Genomic DNA, 22,353 nt, shown 5'->3' on the forward strand with positions numbered 1-22,353 from the left:
CAATCGAGAATGACACCATTCGGACGGGAGGATGTCCGGGATGAATACGACTCCCTTTAATGACGGGACGGCGCAGTCTCTCTCCGAAGCGTATAGGCGCGGCGACGACCAGGTCGCGGCGCTCTTCGGAAGCGCCCACTGCAAGGATATAGAAGCTTGGAGCAAGCGGGCCGCGCGGCTCGATCAAGGCGCGGGCGGCCGCGTCGACAGAAGGCGGCTCGGCGAGGCGCTGCTGGATTACCAGCGCCGGCTGAGCCCGGGCCCGCTCGCCCTGCGGCACATCGAAGCGCTCGCGGGCGAAGGCGCGCTCGCCGTCGTCGGCGGCCAGCAAGCGGGGCTGTTCGGCGGTCCGCTCCTGATCGCCTACAAGGCGCTGACCGTCATTCAGGCCGCGAAGCACGCGTCGCGAAGGCTGAGCAGGACGGTCGTGCCTGTATTCTGGATCGCCGGCGAGGACCATGATTTCGAAGAAGCCAATCATTTATACGTTTCCCCGGGCGAGGGCGAACCGCGCAAGGTCAAGCTGGGCCGGCCGGAAGGGCCCCGCCATGCCGTGAGCAGAACGCCGCTCTCCGCGGTCGATTGGGAGGTCGCGCTGACCGAGTTGGCGCTGACGCTCCCTGATACCGAATTTAAACCGAATCTGCTGCGTCAAATCAGGATGCATGCCAGCGACGCGCCTACGCTGACGCTGGCGTTCGCCCGCCTGCTCTCCGAGTGGTTCGCGGACGACGGCCTGGTCCTGATGGACGCGGACGATCCCGCGATCCGCCGGCTCGAAGGCGGCCTGTTCGGAGAACTCGTCGCGGGCAGCGAGCGCCTGAGCGACGCGCTCGCCGCGGGCGAGGAGGCCGTCAAGCGGCTCGGTTACCCGATCCAGGCGGAGTCCGCGCCGGACGGCGCCAACCTGTTCGTGCACGCCGAGCAGGGCCGCATGCTGCTCTTCAGGCAAGGCGACCGCTTTGAGGACCGCAAGGGCGGACTCGCATACGACAGGAACGAGCTGCTGCGGATGGCCGCCGAGCGTCCCGAGCAGCTGAGCAACAACGCGCTCTCGCGACCGCTCATGCAGGACTACTTGCTCCCCGTGCTCGCCACCGTGCTCGGTCCTTCCGAGATCGCCTATTGGGCGTCGCTCGGACCGGCCTTCGCGGCGTTCGGGCTGGAGATGCCCGTCATCGTGCCGCGGCAGTCTTTTACTTATTTGGAGCCGCAGGTAGAGAAGCTGCTGACCAAGTACGGCGTCACTGCGGCGCAAATCGCCGCGGACGGCGAGCGTCTGAAGCGGGACTGGCTCGCCGCGCAGGATACTTGGGACATCGGCGGCCGGTTCGCCGACGTCAAATCGCGGTTCGGCGAGCTGTACGCGCCGGTGCTCGAGACGGTGTCCCAGGTGGACAAGGGACTCGTCAAGCTGGGCGAGAGCAACCTGGAGCTCATTCTCGAGCAGATCGCTTACCTCGAGCAGCGCACGACCGGCGCGCTGGCGGGGCGGCACGAATCTTCGCTGCGCCAGTGGGACCGGATGCTGCATTCGCTGCGTCCGCTCGAGCAGCCGCAAGAACGCGTGTACGGCATCGTCCATTTTATTAACCGCTACGGCATGGGCTGGCTCTCCGCTCTCCGTTGCATTCCGTTCGACGTCACGGGCGGCCATCGCTTGATGGCCCAAAAGCAGGCCGAGCCCGGCGGCCGACATCAGGAGGTTTGTTGTTCATGAAAACGACGTTGTCCAGCATTATCCGCGATCCGTCGCTCGCCCCGGAAGGCAAGCTCAAGATCGATTGGGTCGAAGCCCATATGCCGGTGCTGAACCGGATTCGCGAGCAATTCGCCAAGGATCTTCCGTTTAAAGGGCTGAAGGTCGCCATTTCGCTCCACCTCGAAGCGAAGACCGCTTATCTGGCGAAGGTCGTCCAGGCTGGCGGCGCCGAGGTGGCGATCACCGGCAGCAATCCGCTCTCCACGCAGGACGACGTGTGCGCCGCGCTGGCCGAAGACGGCATCGCCGTGTTCGCCAAGTACAACCCGTCTTCCGAAGAGTATCACAGCCTGCTCGAGCGGACGCTCGAGACGAAGCCGGATCTCATTATCGACGACGGCGGGGACCTGGTCACGATGCTGCACACGACGCGCCGCGATCTGCTGCCTGGCATCCGCGGCGGCGCCGAAGAGACGACGACTGGCATCCTGCGCCTGAAGGCGATGGAAAAAGACGGCTCCCTGCAATTCCCGATGGTGGCCGTTAACGACGCCTTCTGCAAATACTTGTTCGACAACCGCTACGGCACCGGTCAATCGGTATGGGACGGCATCAACCGTACGACCAATCTGGTCGTCGCGGGCAAGACCGTCGTCGTCAACGGTTACGGCTGGTGCGGCAAAGGCGTGGCGCTCCGCGCGAAGGGACTCGGCGCGAACGTCGTCGTCACCGAAGTGGACGCGATCAAGGCGGTCGAAGCTTACATGGACGGGTTCACGGTGCTGTCGATGGAGGAAGCGGCCAAGGTCGGCGAGTTTTTCGTCACCGTCACGGGCAACAAAGACGTCATCACAGGCGCGCATATCGCGCATATGAAGGACGGAGCGATCCTGTCCAACGCGGGCCACTTCGACGTCGAGGTAAACCTGGTCGAGCTCGAGGCGATGTCGGTGTCCAAGCGCACCGTGCGCCGCAACATCGAGGAATATCGCCTGAAGGACGGCCGCAAGATTTACGTGCTCGCCGAAGGGCGTCTCGTGAACCTGGCGGCCGGGGACGGTCACCCTGCGGAGATCATGGACATGACGTTCGCGCTGCAGGCGCTCTCCCTTCGTTACGTCAACGAGAATTACGAGTCGATCGGCAAGCAGGTCGTCAAGGTGCCTTACGCGCTGGACGAGCAAGTGGCGAGAGCGAAGCTGGAGTCGCTGGGCATCGCCATCGACACGCTGAGCGAAGAGCAAAAATCGTACCTGGACAGCTGGGCCGGGCACGAATAATGACGATTTTTTAATATCCTAAAATATTTTGAGGAAATCCTGCTTTTAAAGCAGGATTTCTTTTTTTTTGCGCGAATAGTCATCATAAGTGGTTTAAAGTGGGGCCAAGTGGTGGAATATGGAGGGGGTGTGCAGCGGTCATGTTTTTAGGGGAATATCAGCATTCGATCGACGACAAAGGCCGAATCATTATTCCCGCTAAATTCCGCGACGCGCTGGGCACCGACTTTATCGTCACCCGCGGACTCGACAGCTGCTTGTTCGTTTATCCCCGCGAAGAGTGGGCGCAGCTGGAACAGCGGATTCGCGCGCTGCCGTCCATGGCGGCCAATGCGAGAGCTTTTTCCCGGCTGCTGTTCTCCGGCGCTTCCGAGGGCGAATGGGACAAGCAGGGAAGGGTCAACCTTCCGAACCACTTGCGAGACTATGCCAAGCTGGACAAGGAATGCACGATTATCGGCGTATCCACGAGAGTGGAGATTTGGGACAAGGCGACTTGGGAAGCCTACAGTCATGCCTCCGAGGAATCGTTTAACGAGATCGCGGAGAAGCTGGTCGATTTCGATTTTCATTTCTGATCGCAGAGGACGTCGTCGCGCAGCCACGGATCGCGTTTACACATCACCACTACATAGACAGATGCAACCGACAGCATGACCGCGAGGGTTGCCGGGAGGCCATACTTTGTTCCACCACATCACCGTGCTCAAAGAAGAAGCGGTAGAAGGTCTGAATATCCGCGAAGACGGCATCTACGTCGATTGCACCTTGGGAGGCGCAGGACACAGCGAGTTGATCGCTTCGCGTCTCGCCCCTGGAGGCAGGCTCATCGGTCTGGATCAGGACGACACTGCGCTCGCCCATGCGCGGGAGCGACTGGCGCCGTACGGCGACATCGTGACGCTGGTGAAAAGCAACTTCCGGCATCTCGCGGACGCGCTGCGGCAAGCGGGCGTACCGGAAAAGGACGGCGTGCCGCAAGTAGACGGCATCCTGTTCGATCTGGGCGTATCGAGCCCGCAGCTGGACGAAGCCGATAGAGGCTTCAGCTACAATCATGACGCGGAGCTCGACATGCGCATGGACCGCGGGCAGCCGCTCACCGCACGTGAGATCGTGAACGAGTGGGACGAGCGGGAGCTGTCGCGTATCCTGCGCGACTATGGCGAGGAGAAGTTCGCGCGCAAAATCGCCCGCCATTTGGTGGAAACGAGGGCCAAGACGCCCATCGAGACGACCGCGCAGCTCGCCGAGCTTGTGAAAACGGCGATTCCCGCCGCCGCAAGACGTACGGGAGGCCATCCGGCAAAGCGGGCTTTTCAGGCGATTCGCATCGCAGTCAATGACGAGCTGGAGGCATTCCGCGACGCGCTGGAGCAGGCGATCGATTGCGCCGCCCCGGGCGGACGCATCGCCGTCATTACTTTTCATTCGTTAGAGGACCGTATTTGCAAAGAGACGTTCGTCAAGGAAGTGCCGGCCAACATCAGCCCGCCGGGATTCCCGGTGACGGTCTGGGGCGAAGGAAGGCTGAAGCTCACGCCTCGCAAGGCGATCGTGCCTTCCGACGCGGAGCTCGAGCTGAACAACCGGGCGCGCTCGGCCAAGCTGAGAATCGCCGAAAAGCTGGATCCGGACGCAGCGAGAGAACCGGGTTGAAGATCCGCATCAGGTCCTTGAACGATCGAATGCCGCAATTCAAATAGACAAGCTTGAGACATCCAAGCGCGGGGGGGAGCGAGGAACATGCGATACTATGGCAATTTGGCGGTTCGCGAGGAGCGTCAGCCGGAGCAAAAAAAACAGCAGCGCGCCGCGTCGCCGCAGACGGCGTCCCAGGTTCGCCGCAAAAGCATACCGGTGGGGGAGAAACTGTTGTATCTGCTCACCGTTTTCGTCTGCGTCGCCGTAGCGGGATTGATCCTGTACCGCAACGCGGGGTTGTACGAGATGAACCGCAACATTCAGAAGATTACGAGCGAGTACGAGACGAGCGCCGATCAATCGAAGGAGCTGCAGCGCGAAGTGGACAAGCTGCGGGATCCTGCGAGAATCGAAAAACTTGCAAAAGAAAACGGTTTTGTCGAGCCTAGCGGCCAACAACCGATCACGCTGTCCGGTAAGGGAGACTAACGGAAACGAGGGCGTTCGCCCGAGATTGAACGGAAGGTGAGGGGCATGACGAAACGAATCAAATTGCGCACGCTGCTGGCGGGAGGGGTAATCACCCTCCTGTTTCTCGCTTTATGGGGGCGAATCTACTGGGTGCAGGTCGCGCATGCGGAGTTCTGGGCGGAGCAGGCGCGCAATACGTGGGTCACGACGAAGAAGCTCGTCCAGGATCGCGGCACGATCACCGACCGGACGGGCACCGTGCTGGCCTCGGACGCCGCGGCATACACGCTCGCGCTCAGCCCGAAGGTCATTCACGAGCTGGATGCCGGCCACCCCGAGTGGAAGCTGATCGACCAGATCGCGTCGAAGGTGAACAACATCTTGGGCAAGCCGGAGGCTGCGGTCCGCAAGATCATAGATGCTAAAACGAGCAAAGGCGTGTACTACGTTCAGCGCGAGGTGCAGCCCGAGGGCTGGAAGATGGACAAAGAGGTCGCCGACCGGCTGACCGCGTTCCGCGATCAGTTGCGCGAGCAGACCGGCAAAAAGGACGTTGGCATTTATCTCGTCGAAGACAAGAAGCGCTATTATCCGAGCGGCTCGCTCGCCTCGCAAATCCTCGGTTACGTGAGCAAAGAGGGCTTAGCGAAAATGGGACTTGAAAAGACGCTCGACGATCAGCTCAAGGGCGAAGAAGGCTCCATTACATACGAGAAGGACGGTAAGCGGACGCAGCTCGCCGACGGGGAGATCGAGGCCAAGCAAGCGGTGGACGGCAAAAACGTCACGCTTACGATCGATCGGGACATCCAGTATTACATGGAGCAGGCGATGAAGACGGCCTACGAGCAGTACCATCCGCTCAGCATGACCGCGATCGCCGCCGATCCGAAGACGATGGACATACTCGGCATGGTCAGCCTGCCGGACTTCGATCCGAACAATTACTGGGATTATGCGAAGGATCAATCCGCGTTCAAGAACAACGCGGTGCAATCGATCTACGAGCCGGGCTCCACATTCAAGATCGTGACGCTTGCGGCCGCCGTGCAAGAAGGGCTGTTCAACCCGAACGACAAATACATGTCCGGCAGCGTGGCGATCCCCAAATCCAAGCCCGTCAACGATATCAAGCGCGGCGGGTGGGGCGAGATCACTTACCTGGAAGGTTTGAAGCGTTCGAGCAACGTCGCCTTCGTCAAGCTCGGCTACGAGAAGCTGGGCAAGGACAAATTCAAGCAGTACATCGACAACTTCGGCTTCGGCCAAAAAACGGGCATCGAGCTGGCGGGCGAGATCGCGGGTACGACGCAGCTGACGTGGGAACGCGACTACGCGGCGGCGACGTTCGGCCAAGCGGTCTCCGTCACGCCGATCCAGCAGGTCGCGGCGGTCGCCGCGGTCGCGAACGGCGGCAAGCTGATGACGCCGCATATCATCAAGTCGATCTCGGACCCGAACACCGGCGAAAAGGTCGTGACCGAGCCGAAGGTCATCCGCCAGGTCATCTCGGAACAGACGTCCAAAAAGGTCGGCGAGTATCTCGAGCAGGTCGTCAGCGACAGAGAGATCGGCACGGGACGCAATGCCTACATCGACGGCTACCGGATCGCGGGCAAGACCGGTACGGCGCAGAAGGTCATCGACGGCGTATACGCCGAAGACAAATTCGTCGTATCGTTTATCGGCTATGCGCCCGTCGAGGATCCGAAAATCGTCCTCTACGTGCTCGTCGACGAGCCCGAAGACAAGACGCTCGGCGGCGGTTCCGGCGCGGCGCCGATCTTTAAAGAGATCATGCAGAAGTCGCTGCTTCACCTCGGCGTCCTGCCGAACCCGTCGAAGGATTCGGAAGAAGACAAGAAGAAGGATGGCGAAGCGGCGACGCCCGCGCCGGTGACCGCCAAGGTCATCGACGTGAAAGGCATGACGGCGGCGCAGGCGAAAAGCAAGCTCGGGAACAGCGCGTTCGACGCGATCGTGCTCGGCAAAGGCGACAAGGTCGTCTCGCAGCTGCCCAAGGCTGGCGCCGTCCTCCCGACCTCGCAGAACGTGTATCTCATGACCGAAAAAACGATTGGCAGCGTGCCGAGCATGAAGGGCTTGTCGCTCCGCGACGCGCTCGACATGTGCTCGCTCCTCGGCGCTTCCTGCACGGCGAGCGGACAGGGCTACGTGTCCGGACAGCAAGCGACCCGGGACGGCGGCAAGCTGTCGATCGCGCTGGTTCTTGCGCCGCCAGCCGGCACGACCGTCCAATCCTTTGCCGGCAAGGCTTCGGCAGGCGAGCAGGATCAAGTCGCTGCCGGAGACGGCGGCGACAACGCGGCGGACGTGGACGACAGCGCGTTGACGGACGCGGGCGATTGACGCGTTTTCTGCCAAGGCTTTGTCCGGCTAGACAGGCATAGCTTGTTCTAAGCCCCTTCTCCATGGAATAGGGTGGGAGTAACGCACCGATATTCCGGGGAGGGGGCTGACCTGCGTGAGAATCTCGCAAGTGACGGTGAGGCGGCGCCTGCTGCTGGCGCTGCTCGCGGTAGGAATCGGGTTCATGGCGCTGATCGCGCGCCTCGCATACGTTCAGCTGGTCAAGGGAGGCAAGCTGGCCGAGCAGGCGGAGGAATCGTGGCGCCGCCAGATTCCGTTCGAAGCCAAGAGAGGGACGATCACGGACCGTACCGGCATCAAGCTTGCTTACAACGTCAGTTCGCCGACCGTATACGCGGTGCCGGCGCAGGTGAAGGACAAGGAAGGGACGGCGGCCAAGCTGGCTCCCCTGATCGGCATGGACCGGGACAAGGTGCTGGAGATGCTGAAAAAGAAGGCCAGCAACGTGAATCTTCGTCCCGGCGGACGCAAGATTACGCTTGCGCTGGCCCAGCAAATTCGGGATCTCGCGCTTCCTGGCATCTACGTGGCGGAGGACAACAAACGCTTCTATCCGTTCGGCACGATGGCCGCGCAGGTGCTCGGCATTACGGGCTACGACAGCGGGCTGACCGGCGTAGAAAAGCAGTATAACCAATTGTTGTCCGGCACCCGCGGGAACATCTCGTTCCTGACCGACGCGGCCGGCCGGCAGATGCCCAATTCTTCCGAAGCCTATCAGCCGCCGCGAGACGGACTGACGCTGCAGCTGACGATCGATCAGAAGGTTCAGTCGATCGTGGAGCGCGAGCTGGACCAGGCGATGCTGAAGTACCAGGCGAAGGACGTCATCGCCATCGCGATGGATCCGAAGAGCGGAGAAATTTTGGCGATGGGCAGCCGGCCGACGTTTCAGCCGGACCGCTATCAGGAAGCGGCGCCTGAAGTATACAACCGCAATCTGCCGATCTGGATGACGTACGAGCCCGGGTCCACGTTCAAGATTATTACGTTGTCCGCGGCCATTCAGGAAGGCAAAGTCAATTTGAAAAACGAGTCTTTTTACGATCCCGGATACGTCGAGGTCGGCGGCGCGAGGCTGCGCTGCTGGAAGAAGGGCGGACACGGCAGCCAATCGTTCCTGGAAGTCGTCGAAAACTCGTGCAACCCCGGCTTCGTCGCGCTGGGACAACGGCTTGGCAAGGAGAAGCTGTTCGAATACATCAAAAACTTCGGCTTCGGCAAAAGAACCGGCATCGATATCGGCGGGGAAGAAAACGGCATCCTGTTCAAGCTCGCGAACGTCGGCCCGGTCGAATTAGCCACGACGGCGTTCGGCCAGGGCGTGTCGGTGACGCCGATCCAGCAGATCACGGCGGTCGCCGCCGCGATCAACGGAGGCAAGCTGTTCAAGCCGCATGTCGCGAAGGCTTGGGTCAACCCGGATACGGGCGAGACCTTGCAGGAGATCGAGCCTGAGCTCGTGCGCCAGGTCATCTCTCCGGAGACGTCGAAGCAGGTGCGCGAAGCGCTCGAGAGCGTCGTGGCGCAAGGTACGGGGGGCAACGCGTTTCTCGACGGCTACCGGGTCGGCGGCAAGACGGGGACGGCGCAAAAGGTCATTAACGGCGTGTACTCGGCGAGCGAGCATATCGTCTCATTCATCGGTTTCGCGCCGGCGGACGACCCGCAGCTGATCGTATACGTCGCCGTCGACAATCCGCAGGGCATCCAGTTCGGGGGCGTCGTCGCGGCGCCGATCGTACGCAATATCATGGCCGACGCGCTGCCGTATCTAGGCGTAGAACCGCGCAAGGACCAGATCGGCAAGGAATACAAGCTCGGCGAACTGCCGATGGTGAACGTGCCGAACCTCGTCGGCAAGTCGGTGACGGATCTGTACGAGGACATGAACATGAACTTTCAGCTGTCGGCCTCGGGCAAAGGAGATACGGTGCTGCGCCAGGCGCCCGAAGCCGGGCAGCGGGTGCAGAAGGGCTCGGTTATCCGCATTTACCTGGGAAGCGACGGCGGGCAGGCGCCCGCGGATGAAGGCGCGGATTGAACCGAGGCGCCGGTGGCGTTTTGAACGACGCCTTGATATAGGCGGGAAAACCGGCTAACGAGGTTGAGTGCGGCGTGATAACCGTAATAATCGGGTAACAGAGCAGGGGGCGACGACGAGAAGGGGCATTCCATTGGAACGCTCCCCCGCTTGGCCGGTTGTCTAAGGTTGATTTAAGCCCGACTGCCAAGTGTTTCCTTGCCCTTGTTTGAAAAGTCGTCCTGGCGGATAATGTACGCATAGGAAAATCAATCAATCCTCATTTCTTATCTACGCCAGAAGAGCAACTCTGCTGTAGTCCAAGGAGCTGAACGTGCGATGCAACTGAATCAATTAGCCAAGGAACTGCTGCTGCATCGGATTGTCGGCGATGGCGGCGTCATTATTCATGGCATCGAGGCGGACTCGAGAGCCGTGCAGGCGGGACAGCTGTTTTTCTGCCTGCCGGGACATACCGTCGACGGCCACGACTTCGCGCCGCAGGCGCTGGAGCGAGGCGCGGCGGCGCTCGTCGTATCGCGGGAGCTGCCGCTGTCGGCGCCGCAGCTGGTCGTGCCCGACGTGAGACGGGCGCTCGCCGTGCTGGCAGACATCTGGTACGGTCATCCTTCGCGCAGGCTGCGTCCGATCGGCGTGACCGGCACCAACGGGAAGACGACGACGACCTATCTGATCGAGCGCATCCTGAGCGATGCGGGCCTGTCGCCGGGCGTGATCGGCACGATCGAAGCGAGATACGCGGGCGCGAGTTACCCGATGTCGGGGACGACGCCGGACATTTTGCCGCTGCAACGCCTGCTCGGCGACATGGATGAAGCGGGCACGGAACGGGCGGTCATGGAGGTCAGCTCGCACGCGCTGGAGCAGGGCAGGACGTGGGGAACCCGGTTCCGGACGGCGATCTTTACGAACCTGACGCAGGACCATTTGGATTACCACGTGACGATGGAGGCGTACGCCGACGCGAAGGGGCTGTTCTTTTCGAGGCTCGGCAACGACTACGGCACAGGCCCCGACGAGCGCGCGTACGCCGTACTGAACGCCGACGACCCCGTCTCGGCCAAGTTCGCGAAGCTGACCGCCGCCGAAGTGGTCACCTACGGCATCGAGCGGGATGCCGACGTGCGCGCCCGGAACGTGCGGATCTCGTCCAGGGGCACGTCGTTCGACGTGGAGACGTTCCGCGGGTCCAAAAGCGTGCAACTGCGCATGGTCGGCAAGTTCAACGTGTACAACGCGCTCGCTTCGCTCGCCGCCGCGCTCTGCGAAGGCATCGGGCTTGACGCCGCCGTGGCGAGCCTTGAGGCGGTGCCGGGCGTCCCGGGCCGCGTCGAAGCCGTGGACGAGGGGCAACCGTACGCGGTCGTCGTCGACTACGCGCATACGCCGGACGGCCTCGACAACGTGCTGCGCGCCGTGCGCGAGATCGCCGAGGGCCAAGTCATCTGCGTGTTCGGCTGCGGCGGCGACCGTGACCGGACGAAGCGCCCGATCATGGGCAAGATCGCGGCTGCGCTCGCGGACGTCCTGCTCGTGACGAGCGACAATCCGCGTTCGGAGGATCCGCTCGCGATCCTGCGGGACATCGAGGCGGGGCTCAAGGAAGACGCGGTCGATCCGGGCCGCTACAAGCTCGAGCCGGACCGCGGCGCGGCCATTCACAAAGCGGTTGAAATGGCCGGCCCCGGGGATGTAGTATTGATAGCGGGCAAAGGGCATGAGACCTATCAAATTATCGGCGGCGTGACGCACGACTTCGACGATCGGCTGACGGCGCGCGACGCGATAAGGAGCAGGATGCTGTGATAAGAGCTACGCTTAGCGAAGTGGCCGCATGGTGCGGCGCGGAGCCGCAAGGGACGCCGGCGGGCGCGGAGCCGGAGATCGCCGGCGTATCGATCGACTCGCGGTCGATCCAGGGCGGTCAATTGTTCGTGCCGATCGCGGGAGACCGGTTCGACGGGCACGACTACATAGAGGCGGCTGCGAGCGCGGGTGCCGCTGCCGCGTTATGGCAGCGCGACCGCGCGCTGCCGGCCGACGCGGGGCTGCCGCTGCTGCTCGTCGACGATACGCTCGCCGCCTTGCAGCGGCTGGCCGAACGTTACCTGGCGAGCTGGCAGCCGAAGGTCGTCGGCGTCACCGGCAGCAACGGCAAGACGACGACCAAGGACTTGATCTTTTCGGCGCTCGCCACCGTTTACCGGACGGCGAAAACCGAAGGCAATTATAACAATCATATCGGATTGCCGCTGACGATCCTCCGGGCGGACCGCAATACGGAGGTTCTCGTGCTGGAGATGGGGATGAGCGGCTTCGGCGAGATTTCGTTGCTCTCCCGCATCGCGAAGCCGGACGTCGCCGTCATCACGAACATCGGCGAGTCCCATCTGGAGCATCTCGGTTCGCGCCGCGGCATCGCGCAGGCGAAGCTGGAGATCGCCGAGGGGCTGAAGGACGGCGGCACGTTGGTTTATAACGGCGACGAGCCGCTGCTTCGCGAAGAGCTGGCGGCGCTGGCGCTGCCCTCGGGCGCCGTCGGGACGATTACGTTCGGCGAATCCGAGGCGTGCGATCTACGCGCGCTCGATATCGCGACGGACGCGGAGCGCGCGACGTTCGCCGCGTCGCCTCGCGTCCCGGCGGACTCGCCCGGCGACGGCGACGTTGCGCCTGGATCGCATGCGCAAGCGGCCGAGAGTCAGGTTTCCCGCTTCGCGGTGCCGATTCCCGGCCGGCACAACGCGGTTAACGCGTTGGCGGCGATCGCGGTCGCCCGCCTGCTTGGCGTCGGCGACGCGGACATCGCGCGCGGCTTGGCCGAAGCCAAGCTGACGGGCATGCGCATCGAGCGCGTCCAAGCCACGAACGGCGCGCTTATCCTGAACGATGCGTACAATGCGAGCCCGGCTTCCGTGCGCGCGGCGATCTCGCTCGTCGCGCAACTGCAGGGCTACCGCCGCAAATGGCTCGTGCTCGGCGACATGCTCGAGCTCGGACCCGACGAGGCCGAGTTCCACGCATCCATCGGACGCGAGCTGTCGCAGGGCCAAGCCGACGGGCTGCTGGCTTACGGGCCGCTGTCCGCCCATACGGCGGAAGCCGCCTCGCGCGCGTTGCCGGCCGGATCGGTTCGGCATTTCGCCGACAAAAACGAGCTGGCCGAAGCGCTTTTGGCGCTCGTCGAGCCGGACGATCTCGTGCTCGTGAAGGCTTCGCGCGGCATGCGGCTCGAAGAGATCGTGCGGCGCCTGGCGGCAGGGAAGGAGGGGGGACGCTGATGGATTACGCATCTACGCTATGGACGCTCGGCGTCTCCTTCCTGCTCGCCGTATTGCTCGGCCCGCTATGCATTCCGATGCTTCGCCGGCTGAAGTTCGGGCAGCAGGTGCGGGACGACGGGCCGCAGTCTCATTTAAAAAAGACAGGCACGCCTACGATGGGCGGCATTATCATCCTGCTCGCTTTGACCGTGGCGTTCCTGAAATTTTCGGACCGAGGCTGGCCGTTCTGGGCGCTGCTCGTCGCAAGCCTCGGCTTCGGCCTCGTCGGCTTCCTGGACGACTTCATCAAGATCGCGATGAAGCGTTCGCTGGGCCTAACGGCCAAGCAGAAGCTTTTCGGACAGCTCGTCGTTTCGATCGCGTTCTGCTTCATCATCCACCGGATGGGCCTTAGCACCGCCGTCGGCGTGCCGGGGACGGATTGGTCGCTCGATCTCGGCTGGGCGTATTACATACTCGTCGTCGTCATCTTCTTCGCCGCGACCAACGCGGTAAACTTTACCGACGGCCTCGACGGCCTGCTGTCGGGGACAAGCGCGCTCGCGTTCGGCGCCTTCGCCATCGTGGCGCTGCAAGCGACGCAGCAGCAATCCGCGATTTTCTCGGCGGCCGTCGTCGGCGCGGTGCTCGGCTTCCTCGTATACAACGCGCATCCGGCCAAAGTGTTCATGGGCGACTCGGGGTCCCTCGGCCTTGGCGGCGGCATCGGCGCGGTCGCGATTTTGACCAAGACCGAGCTGCTCCTCATCGTCATCGGCGGCGTATTCGTGCTCGAGATGCTGTCGGTCATCATCCAAGTCGGGTCGTTTAAGACGCGCGGCAAAAGGGTATTCAAGATGAGCCCCATCCATCATCACTTCGAGCTTACCGGCTGGTCCGAGTGGCGCGTGGTGACGACCTTTTGGCTGGCCGGGCTCGTTTTTGCCGCGATCGGTCTGATTCTGTATAAGGGGATTGGGAACCTATGATGCCACTGGCGAATTACCGCGGCCGCAAGGTCGTCGTGCTGGGCCTCGCCCGCAGCGGCGCCGCGGCCGCGAAGCTGTTCCATCAGGCGGGCAGCGTCGTGACGGCGAACGACCGCAAGGAGAGAGACGCCTGTCCCGAAGCCTCGGAGCTCGAGGCTTTGGGCATTTCTGTTGTTTGCGGCGGACATCCGGACGATCTGGTAACCCCGGACACGGCGCTGCTCGTCAAAAATCCGGGCATTCCGTACTCGGCGGCGCCGATCCGGCAGGCCGAGGCGCTCGGCGTCGAGGTCGTGACGGAGGTCGAGGTGGCGGGGCAGCTGTCCCCGGCGCCGATCGTGGGCATTACGGGCTCCAACGGGAAAACGACGACGACGACGTGGACGGGCGAGCTGCTGACCGCGGCGGGTCTGTCGCCGATCGTCGCAGGCAATATCGGACGGCCTTTGGTCGACGCGGCGCAGGAGATCGGGCCCGACGGCTGGCTCGTGGCCGAGCTGTCCAGCTTTCAACTGAAGGGGACGACCGACTTCCACCCGCGGATCGCGTGTTTGCTGAATCTGGCGGAGACGCATCTGGACTATCACGGCACGATGGAAGACTACGTAGCGTCCAAGGCGAAGCTGTTCGCCAACCTGAGCGAAGGGGATACGGCCATTTACAACGCGGACGACGACGTAGTCGCGGAGATCGGACGCACGGCGGCCGGGCGCCGGTGGCCGTTTTCGCTCACCAAGCGGCTTGCGGTCGGCGTGTCGGTCGAGCCTCCTTTTCCGGCGGATGCCGAAGGCGATTCGTCCGAGGCTCACTCCGCCGAGCGATGGATCGTCGCGCGCGACGAGAGCGGCGCGCAGACGCGTATCGCTGCCGTCGACAGGCTCGGCATTCCCGGACGGCACAACTGCGCCAACGCGCTGGCCGCGGTCGCGATCGCGCTGGCGGCAGGCGCGGAGGCATCGGCGCTGCGGGAGCCGCTCGAGCGATTCAAGGGCGTCGAGCACCGCCTGGAATACGTCGGTACTTTTCGCGACGCGCGCTATTACAACGATTCGAAAGCGACCAACCCGACGGCGACGATCATGTCCGTTTCTTCGCTGCCTGCGCCGCTCATCCTGATCGCGGGGGGGCTCGACCGGGGCTCCGATTATCGCGAGCTGATCCCGCTTTTCCAAGATCGCCTGAAAGGCATCGTGACGCTCGGGGAGACGCGGGAAAAGATTCGCAAAGTCGCGGAGGAGGCCGGTTTAACGAACGTCGCGGTCGTCGAACCTGTAGAGGATGCCGCCGAGACGCTGAAGAGAGCCGTGCTGGAAGCCGCCGCTATGGCGGGGCCGGGAGATATCGTGCTGCTCTCGCCCGCTTGCGCAAGCTGGGACATGTTCCCTTCCTATGAGGTAAGGGGGCGCATTTTTAAGCAATCGGCGCATACGCTGTAAGAAGGGGGCTCGTCCCCACTTCTTCGTTTGGCGAGGTGTCCGGTTTATGGCCAAGGTCCACAAGGCCCCCGATATTTGGATGATCGCGGCGACGCTCGGCATTTTGGCGGTCGGCATCGTGATGGTATACAGCGCGAGCGCGGTAGCCGCCTTCCACGATTACGGCGACAAGTTTTATTACGTGAAGCGGCAGCTGCTGTTCGCCGCGCTCGGCATTTTCATGATGTTCGTGACGATGAACGTAGATTACAGCCGTTTGCGGCGCTGGGCGCTGCCCGGCTTGCTGCTGTGCTTCGGACTGCTGCTGCTCGTGCTCGTGCCGGGCGTCGGCGTCGTGCGCGGCGGCGCGCGCAGTTGGCTCGGCATCGGCAGTTTCGGCATCCAGCCGTCCGAGTTCATGAAGCTGGCGATGATTTTGTTTCTCGCCCGGTTCCTTGCCGAACGGCAGCAAAAGCTCGTGTCGTTTACGAAAGGGCTTCTGCCGCCGCTCGGCATTCTGCTCGGCGCGTTCGGGCTGATCATGCTGCAGCCGGACCTCGGCACGGGCGCCGTCATGATCGGCGCCGCGCTGCTCGTCATTTATGCGGCCGGCGCCCGGATCGGACATCTCGGGGCGCTCGCGATGGTCGGCGTCGTCGGACTCGTCGGCCTGATCGCCGCGGCGCCATACCGGCTGCAGCGGATCACGGCCTTTCTCGACCCCTGGCAGGACCCGCTGGGCGCGGGGTATCAATCGATCCAGTCGCTGTACGCGATCGGGCCGGGCGGACTCGTCGGGCTCGGTCTCGGTATGAGCCGGCAGAAGTATAATTATTTGCCCGAGCCGCAAACGGACTTTATTTTTTCCATTTTGGCCGAGGAGCTCGGCTTTATCGGCGGCAGCTTGCTGCTCATTCTGTTTTTGCTGCTGATCTGGCGCGGCATGCGGACGGCGATCGCCATCGACGACCCGTTCGGCAGCTTCCTGGCGGCGGGCATCGTAGGCATCATCGCCGTTCAGGTCCTGATCAACATCGGCGTCGTCATCGGGCTGATGCCCGTCACGGGCATCACGCTGCCGCTCGTCAGTTACGGCGGCTCTTCGCTGACGCTGCTTCTGACGGCGCTAGGCATCTTACTTAACTTATCCAGATTTGCGAGGTGACGCTATGCGTATCGTGTTGACCGGCGGCGGTACCGGCGGCCATATTTATCCCGCGCTCGCCATCGGCCGCGAGGCCGAACGGCGCGATCCGGCCAGCGAGCTGCTGTACATCGGCACGAAGCGAGGGCTCGAGAGCCGGATCGTCCCCGAACGGGGCGTGCGTTTCGAGAGCATCGACATTACAGGCATACGAAGATCGTTGTCACTGGAAAACGTTCGCACCGCCTTGCGGTTCGTTCGCGGCGTGCGGCGCGCCAAGTCGCTGCTGCGGGAATTCAGGCCCGACGCGGTCGTCGGCACCGGCGGCTACGTATGCGGGCCTGTCGTCTACGCGGCAGCCAAGCTCGGCATACCGACGCTGCTGCACGAGCAAAACGTCGTGCCCGGCCTGACGAACAAATTTTTAAGCCGCTATGCGGATGCGGTCGCCGTCAGCTTCGCCGACTCCAAGCCGCATTTCGCCAGAGTCAAAAGCGTGGAGTACGCCGGCAACCCATGCGCGACGGCCATTCTCGGGGGAGACCCCATTCGCGGTTACGCCTCGCTGGGACTATCGCCGGGCACGCGGTTCGTGCTGATCGTCGGCGGCAGCCGGGGCGCGCAAACGCTGAACCGGGCGGCTGCGGAAGCGGCGGCCAAGCTTGGCGGTTTGCCGGACGTGCATTTTGTGTTTGCCTCCGGCGAGCGGTATTATGAGGAGCTGAAGGCGGAGATCGACCGGATCTCGGACCCGTCGGTCGCGAGCCGGCTCCATGTCAAACCGTACATAAGCAATATGGCGGAAGTGCTAGCGGCGACGTCGCTCGTCGTCGGGCGCGCGGGCGCTTCGTTTATCGCCGAATTCGCCGCGCTCGGCGTGCCGGCGATCTACGTGCCTTCACCCAACGTGACGAACAACCATCAGCAAGCCAACGCCGAGAGCGTCGTCCGCGTCGGCGGAGGCACGATGATTCTCGAACGCGAGCTCACCGGCGCCAAGCTGTACGAGGCGGTCGCCGGCATTATGGGCGACGAATCCCGCCGCGTCAAAATGGCGGAAGCGGCGAAGTCCATCGGCATGCCCGAGGCGGCCGGCGTTATTTACGACCAATTGGAACGCATCGTCCGCCGCGAGCGGACTTGACTTGTATTGAAGGACTGCGAGACCGCCGCTGAAGCGGCGGCGACGGCGGCTAGCTGGGCGATTGTCACCATGCCGGGCGGCGCGACATACGATAGGGTGTAGTCGCGGCTGTCCGCAATGATGAGCCAGGCGCCCGCGTATAACCCGCAGCTCCTTAGAATGAATTGGAGGAGATATTGGATGGAGCAGTTGATCGCGGACCTTGAACGGTCGTATTCGGGGGTCGTCAAGCAAGGCGAGCCATTGGCGCCATATACGACCTGGAAGATCGGCGGACCCGCCGACCTATTCCTCGTGCCTGCGGACGCGGAGCAATTGGCTTCGGCCATTGCTATCCTCGGTCGGCACGGCGTCCCCTGGACCGTCCTCGGACGCGGCTCCAACACGCTCGTTTCCGACCGCGGTGTCCGCGGCGCCGTGATCAAGCTTGGCGGAGGATTCGATTCGGTCCGGTTCGAGGACAATCTCGCGATCGCCGGCGGATCGTATTCGTTCATCAAGCTGTCGGTTATGGCGGGCAAGGAAGGGCTGACCGGCCTGGAATACGCCGGCGGCATTCCCGGCACCGTAGGCGGTGCGGTTTATATGAACGCCGGGGCGCATCATTCGGACGTTTCGCGCATCTTAAAGTCGGCCGACGTCGTCTGGGAAGACGGCTCGAAGGGAACGTACGGCAACGAGGAACTGCACTTCGGCTACCGTCATTCGATTTTGCACGAGAAAAGGGGCATCGTGACCGAGGCGGTGTTCGCCCTGGCGCCCGGCGACCGCAAGGAGATCGCCGCCATGCTGGCTTCCTACAAGGATCGGAGACTGCGCACGCAGCCGCTGCAGCTTGCCTGCGCGGGCAGCGTATTCCGCAATCCGGAGGGGGACCACGCCGCGAGACTGATCGAAGCTGCGGGCCTGAAGGGCACCAGGGAGGGCGGAGCCGTAGTGTCGGAGCTGCACGCCAACTTCATCGTTAACGAAGACCATGCGACGGCCGAAGACGTGCTCGCCTTGATGGAACGCGTAAGACGGACCGTAAACGAACGGTTCGGAATATTACTCGCACCCGAGGTGCTCCTGATGGGCGAGCGGTAATTCCGGAGGTGAATTCCTTGGACAAACTGGTGATTGAAGGCGGCAAACCGCTTTCGGGCACCATCCGCATCCATGGAGCCAAGAACGCCGCCCTGCCGATCCTGGCCGCGACGCTGCTCGCGCAGGAGCCGGTAACTCTTCGCAACATTCCGAAGCTTCTGGATATCGAAGTCATGTTGGACATCATGCGGGATCTCGGCTGCGCCGTGCTGCGCCGCGGCGACGTCGTGACGATCGACGGCACGGTCGCGAGCTCCTCGCACGTACCCGAGCGTTTGATGCGCCTGATGCGCTCCTCCGTATTTTTGATGGGACCGCTGCTCGCCAGGTTCGGCGAAGTGCAGGTCTATCAACCGGGAGGCTGCGCGATCGGCGAACGCAAGATCGATCTCCATCTTCGCGGCCTCGCCGCGTTGGGGGCGGAGATCGAAGAGACGGGCAGCCGCATCGTATGCAAGGCGGCCCGCTTGACCGGCGCGGAGATCAGCCTGGATTTTCCAAGCGTCGGAGCGACAGAAAATATTATGATGGCGGCCGTCATGGCGAACGGACGCACGACGATCATCGGCGCCGCCCGCGAGCCCGAGATCCAGGACCTGCAGCGGTTTCTCAACGCGATCGGCGCGAAGGTCCGGGGCGCGGGCACGGACACGATTACGATCGACGGTACGGAGGTCCTTGGCGGCTGCGATTTTCAGATCATTCCCGACCGGATCGTGACCGGCACTGCGATGGTGGCCGCCGCCGCGACGCGAGGCGAGGTCACGCTCGAGGGCGCTGAATCCGCCCATCTGATCTCTCTCATTCACGTCATGCGCCGCGCCGGTGTTCACATCGAGACCGGGGATGGTATAATAAGAGTCGGCGCCAAGGGCCGGCCGCGAGCGGTCGACCGGATCGTCACTTCTCCTTATCCCGCTTTTCCGACCGATATGCAGGCGCAGCTCATGGTATTGCTGTCGCTCGCGGGCGGCGTCAGCGTTATTAAGGAGACGGTGTTCGAGGGACGCTTCAAGCATGTAGACGAATTATGCCGCATGGGCGCGGACATTCGCATCGACTTGAATTCCGCGATCGTTCGAGGCGTGCCGAGGCTATACGGGACGACGGTCGAAGCCACGGACCTTCGCGCCGGCGCCGCGTTAGTCATCGCGGGGCTTGCCGCGCAGGGCAAGACGATCGTCGAGCAGGTTCATCATATCGACCGGGGTTATGACGAGATCGAGCGGATGTTCGCGAGTTTGGGCGGCGATATCTCTCGCGTCTCCGACAGCTAGACAAACGAAGCGACGATCGACCGGGAGGGATAAGCGTATTTTGCTTATCCGCTTCCGGGCCGGCGGGGGAGCGGGAATTTTCGCCTTCGATCGGCCGCCAGGGCGGGCCGCCTTTGCTTTTTCGGACTTGGGACAAGCTATGCGTTTCCGCCGGCTGTCGAGAGGAGAGCGCGCAAGATGATAGAGCGAATTCCCGCTTTGCCGCGGGAACAGACGGGGACGAGACGACGCGGCGGCAAGCTGCTGTGGATTGTCATTGCCTTGTTCGTCGCGGTGTTGATCGTATTGTTTTTCAGATCCTCTCTTTCCCGCATCAGCGTGATAGAGATTCAGGGCTTGACTTATTTGAACCAAGACCAGGTCGGCGCCCAGCTCGGCGTAGGGATCGGAGATTCCTTTTTTATGCCGGCTTCGGACAAGCTGGCTCAGCGGGTTAAGCGACTGCCTCAGGTCAAGGACGTCCGGGTCGCGAAGCATTTTCCTGGCAAGCTGGAAGTTACGGTACAGGAGCATGCGCCCGTGGCGATCGAATTGGACGGCAAAGGCGGGCTATCCGTTGTCCTGGCCAACGGCATCGGCGTGCAGCCTGCTGCCGGCAGCGCGCTTCCGGCCAAGCCCGTGCTTACTGGCTGGACGAAGAACGATCCGCAGCGGGCGGCATTGTGCCAGGCGCTGGGCGGCTTGGCCGCCGAAGGGATCGCCGACTTCTCGGAGATCTCGCCGGATCCTTCCAGCGCGTATCCCGACAGGATTCGCATTTTCACGCGCTCCGGGTTCGACGTGCTGACGACCGTCGGCAAGCTTAAGGACAAGATCGCGATACTGAGCGAGCTGGTGGAGAATAGGGAGCCGGGAACGGTAGTCCTTCTCGATTCGGACACGTACTCGCCTTATTCGGCACAAACGGACCCGCCCGGCGACGAAGAAGCCCCGTAACTTAAGGAAAAGGACTCTACTCAACCGCGCGGTTTAATGCTAGAATTTTTGTATGCTTTCGCCGCGTTAATTACGGGAGCGATTCAGCGCCTCAGGCAAAATTGCTAGAATGAGGGAACTAAATTTTTTGTTGAAAAAAGAGGGAAAATCCCGTCTGCGTTGAATAAGTACTGAATGTGTACCGATTTGGCTTCGTTCGGAACCCCTTGAATAACTCCTCATTCCGCAACGGATTTCAATAAGTCGCGACCAAACTAACGAATGGCCGGACGGCCGGATTGCAAAGTTTTTATGTATTTACGGGAGGTGCCACCGGTTGAGCAACAACGACCTCATCGTCAGTCTGGACATCGGAACCTCTAAGGTTCGGGTGATTATCGGAGAAATAAGCAACGGAGCGATCAATATCATCGGCGTCGGATCGGCGGACTCGGATGGCATCCGAAAAGGCGCCATCGTCGACATCGATCAGACGGTCCAATCCATCCGCAACGCCGTGGACCATGCCGAGCGCATGGTGGGCATCACCATCGGCGAAGTGTACGTCGGCATCGCGGGCAATCATATCGCGCTGCAGAGCAATCACGGGGTCGTGGCCGTCTCGAACGAAGACCGGGAGATCGGCGAAGACGACATCGAACGCGTGCTGCAGGCGGCCAAGGTCGTCGCGCTGCCTCCGGAGAGGGAGATCATCGGGCTGTTGCCTAAGCAGTTCCTCGTAGACGGACTCGCGGGCATCCAGGATCCGCGCGGCATGATCGGCGTGCGGCTCGAAGTCGAATGCACGATCATTACCGGGACGAAGGCCGCCGTACATAACCTCATGCGTTGCGTCGAGAAGGCCGGCCTGCGCATCTCCGGCATCGTATTGATGTCGCTCGCTTCAGGCATGATGGCCTTGACCAAGGACGAAAAGCAAATGGGGACCGTGCTGGCCGACATCGGCGCCGGCTCTACCACGATCGCGGTGTTTGAAGGCGGCAGCCTTGTCGCCGTATCGACGCTGCCGATCGGCGGGGACTACGTGACGAGCGATATCTGCTACGGCCTCAAGACGCAGACGGAGCACGCCGAGAAAATCAAGCTGAAGTACGGCAGCGCCCGCCAAGACGAGGCGGCGGACGATGTCCGCTTCAAGGTGATGCGGGTCGGCAGCAACGTGGAAAAGGAATTTTCCCAAGTCGACCTTGCGAATATCATCGAGCCGCGCATGCAGGAGATTTTCCATATGATTCGCCAAGAGGTCAAGCGTCTTGGCTACCTGGACAAGCTCAACGGCTACGTCCTGACGGGCGGATCCGTATCCATGCCTAGCGTGCTATCTCTCGCCCAGATCGAGTTGGAAGCAAGCGTACGGATTGCGGTCCCCGACTTTATCGGGGTGCGGGATCCTTCGTACAGCAGCGGAGTCGGCATGATCCAATACGTGATGAAGTACGTACGAACCCGGGGGGCGCCGCCCGCCAAGCGTCCTGCGAAGAGCAAGGCTGCGGCGGCCAGCGCGCCTGCCGGCAAGACGGGCGTCATGGAATGGTTTAAGAATATGTTCAAGGAATTCATATAAGCC

The 22,353-nt window shown here is 62.4% G+C and carries 17 protein-coding genes; all 17 read left to right on the forward strand.

Annotation, left to right across the window (positions count from 1 at the left end):
* The first annotated feature begins 40 nt into the window (after positions 1–40).
* The 17 genes from bshC to ftsA all read left to right on the forward strand — a co-directional run bounded on the left by bshC (position 41) and on the right by ftsA (position 22,350).
* Positions 41–1,720, forward strand: a complete 1,680-nt coding sequence (gene bshC, locus BM235_RS16380; protein WP_158543944.1) for a bacillithiol biosynthesis cysteine-adding enzyme BshC — start codon at positions 41–43, stop codon at positions 1,718–1,720.
* Entirely contained in the window at positions 1,717–2,982 is a 1,266-nt protein-coding gene (locus BM235_RS16385) for an adenosylhomocysteinase (protein WP_090115163.1), read from the forward strand. Before bshC ends, BM235_RS16385 begins: the two co-directional genes overlap by 4 nt.
* A gap of 140 nt (positions 2,983–3,122) precedes the next feature.
* Complete coding sequence (mraZ, locus tag BM235_RS16390; protein WP_090115165.1) at positions 3,123–3,560, forward strand: division/cell wall cluster transcriptional repressor MraZ; 438 nt, start codon at positions 3,123–3,125, stop codon at positions 3,558–3,560.
* A gap of 106 nt (positions 3,561–3,666) precedes the next feature.
* Entirely contained in the window at positions 3,667–4,641 is a 975-nt protein-coding gene (rsmH, locus tag BM235_RS16395; protein WP_090115167.1) for a 16S rRNA (cytosine(1402)-N(4))-methyltransferase RsmH, read from the forward strand.
* Positions 4,642–4,728: 87 nt separating this feature from the next.
* Complete coding sequence (gene ftsL / locus BM235_RS16400; RefSeq protein WP_090115169.1) at positions 4,729–5,115, forward strand: cell division protein FtsL; 387 nt, start codon at positions 4,729–4,731, stop codon at positions 5,113–5,115.
* Positions 5,116–5,160: 45 nt separating this feature from the next.
* Complete coding sequence (locus BM235_RS16405) at positions 5,161–7,467, forward strand: penicillin-binding transpeptidase domain-containing protein (RefSeq protein WP_090115171.1); 2,307 nt, start codon at positions 5,161–5,163, stop codon at positions 7,465–7,467.
* A gap of 115 nt (positions 7,468–7,582) precedes the next feature.
* Positions 7,583–9,532 carry a stage V sporulation protein D gene (locus BM235_RS16410; RefSeq protein WP_090115173.1) on the forward strand — a complete coding sequence of 650 codons (1,950 nt, stop codon included), beginning with the start codon at positions 7,583–7,585 and terminating at the stop codon, positions 9,530–9,532.
* A gap of 318 nt (positions 9,533–9,850) precedes the next feature.
* Positions 9,851–11,338, forward strand: a complete 1,488-nt coding sequence (locus BM235_RS16415; RefSeq protein WP_090115175.1) for a UDP-N-acetylmuramoyl-L-alanyl-D-glutamate--2,6-diaminopimelate ligase — start codon at positions 9,851–9,853, stop codon at positions 11,336–11,338.
* Entirely contained in the window at positions 11,335–12,813 is a 1,479-nt protein-coding gene (gene murF / locus BM235_RS16420; protein ID WP_090115177.1) for a UDP-N-acetylmuramoyl-tripeptide--D-alanyl-D-alanine ligase, read from the forward strand. The genes BM235_RS16415 and murF overlap by 4 nt, the downstream gene beginning before the upstream one ends.
* Complete coding sequence (gene mraY, locus BM235_RS16425) at positions 12,813–13,784, forward strand: phospho-N-acetylmuramoyl-pentapeptide-transferase (RefSeq protein WP_090115179.1); 972 nt, start codon at positions 12,813–12,815, stop codon at positions 13,782–13,784. The genes murF and mraY overlap by 1 nt, the downstream gene beginning before the upstream one ends.
* Positions 13,781–15,220: a UDP-N-acetylmuramoyl-L-alanine--D-glutamate ligase gene (gene murD / locus BM235_RS16430; protein WP_090115181.1), complete on the forward strand. Its 1,440-nt coding sequence runs from the start codon at positions 13,781–13,783 to the stop codon at positions 15,218–15,220. Before mraY ends, murD begins: the two co-directional genes overlap by 4 nt.
* Positions 15,221–15,266: 46 nt before the next feature.
* A complete protein-coding gene (gene spoVE / locus BM235_RS16435; protein ID WP_090115183.1) occupies positions 15,267–16,364 on the forward strand; it encodes a stage V sporulation protein E in 1,098 nt (365 codons plus the stop codon).
* Positions 16,365–16,368: 4 nt separating this feature from the next.
* A complete protein-coding gene (gene murG, locus BM235_RS16440; protein WP_090115185.1) occupies positions 16,369–17,487 on the forward strand; it encodes an undecaprenyldiphospho-muramoylpentapeptide beta-N-acetylglucosaminyltransferase in 1,119 nt (372 codons plus the stop codon).
* Positions 17,488–17,667: 180 nt separating this feature from the next.
* Positions 17,668–18,573 (forward strand): UDP-N-acetylmuramate dehydrogenase, encoded by a 906-nt coding sequence (murB, locus tag BM235_RS16445; protein WP_090115187.1) that lies wholly within the window; start codon positions 17,668–17,670, stop codon positions 18,571–18,573.
* Positions 18,574–18,590: 17 nt separating this feature from the next.
* Positions 18,591–19,850 carry a UDP-N-acetylglucosamine 1-carboxyvinyltransferase gene (murA, locus tag BM235_RS16450; RefSeq protein ID WP_090115189.1) on the forward strand — a complete coding sequence of 420 codons (1,260 nt, stop codon included), beginning with the start codon at positions 18,591–18,593 and terminating at the stop codon, positions 19,848–19,850.
* Between the two features lie 177 nt (positions 19,851–20,027).
* Positions 20,028–20,786, forward strand: coding sequence for a cell division protein FtsQ/DivIB (locus tag BM235_RS16455; RefSeq protein ID WP_090115192.1), 759 nt, complete (start codon positions 20,028–20,030; stop codon positions 20,784–20,786).
* Positions 20,787–21,102: 316 nt separating this feature from the next.
* A complete protein-coding gene (ftsA, locus tag BM235_RS16460; protein ID WP_090115194.1) occupies positions 21,103–22,350 on the forward strand; it encodes a cell division protein FtsA in 1,248 nt (415 codons plus the stop codon).
* Positions 22,351–22,353 lie beyond the last annotated feature (3 nt).

This window comes from Cohnella sp. OV330, from assembly GCF_900112065.1.
Taxonomy (GTDB): Bacteria; Bacillota; Bacilli; order Paenibacillales; family Paenibacillaceae; genus Cohnella.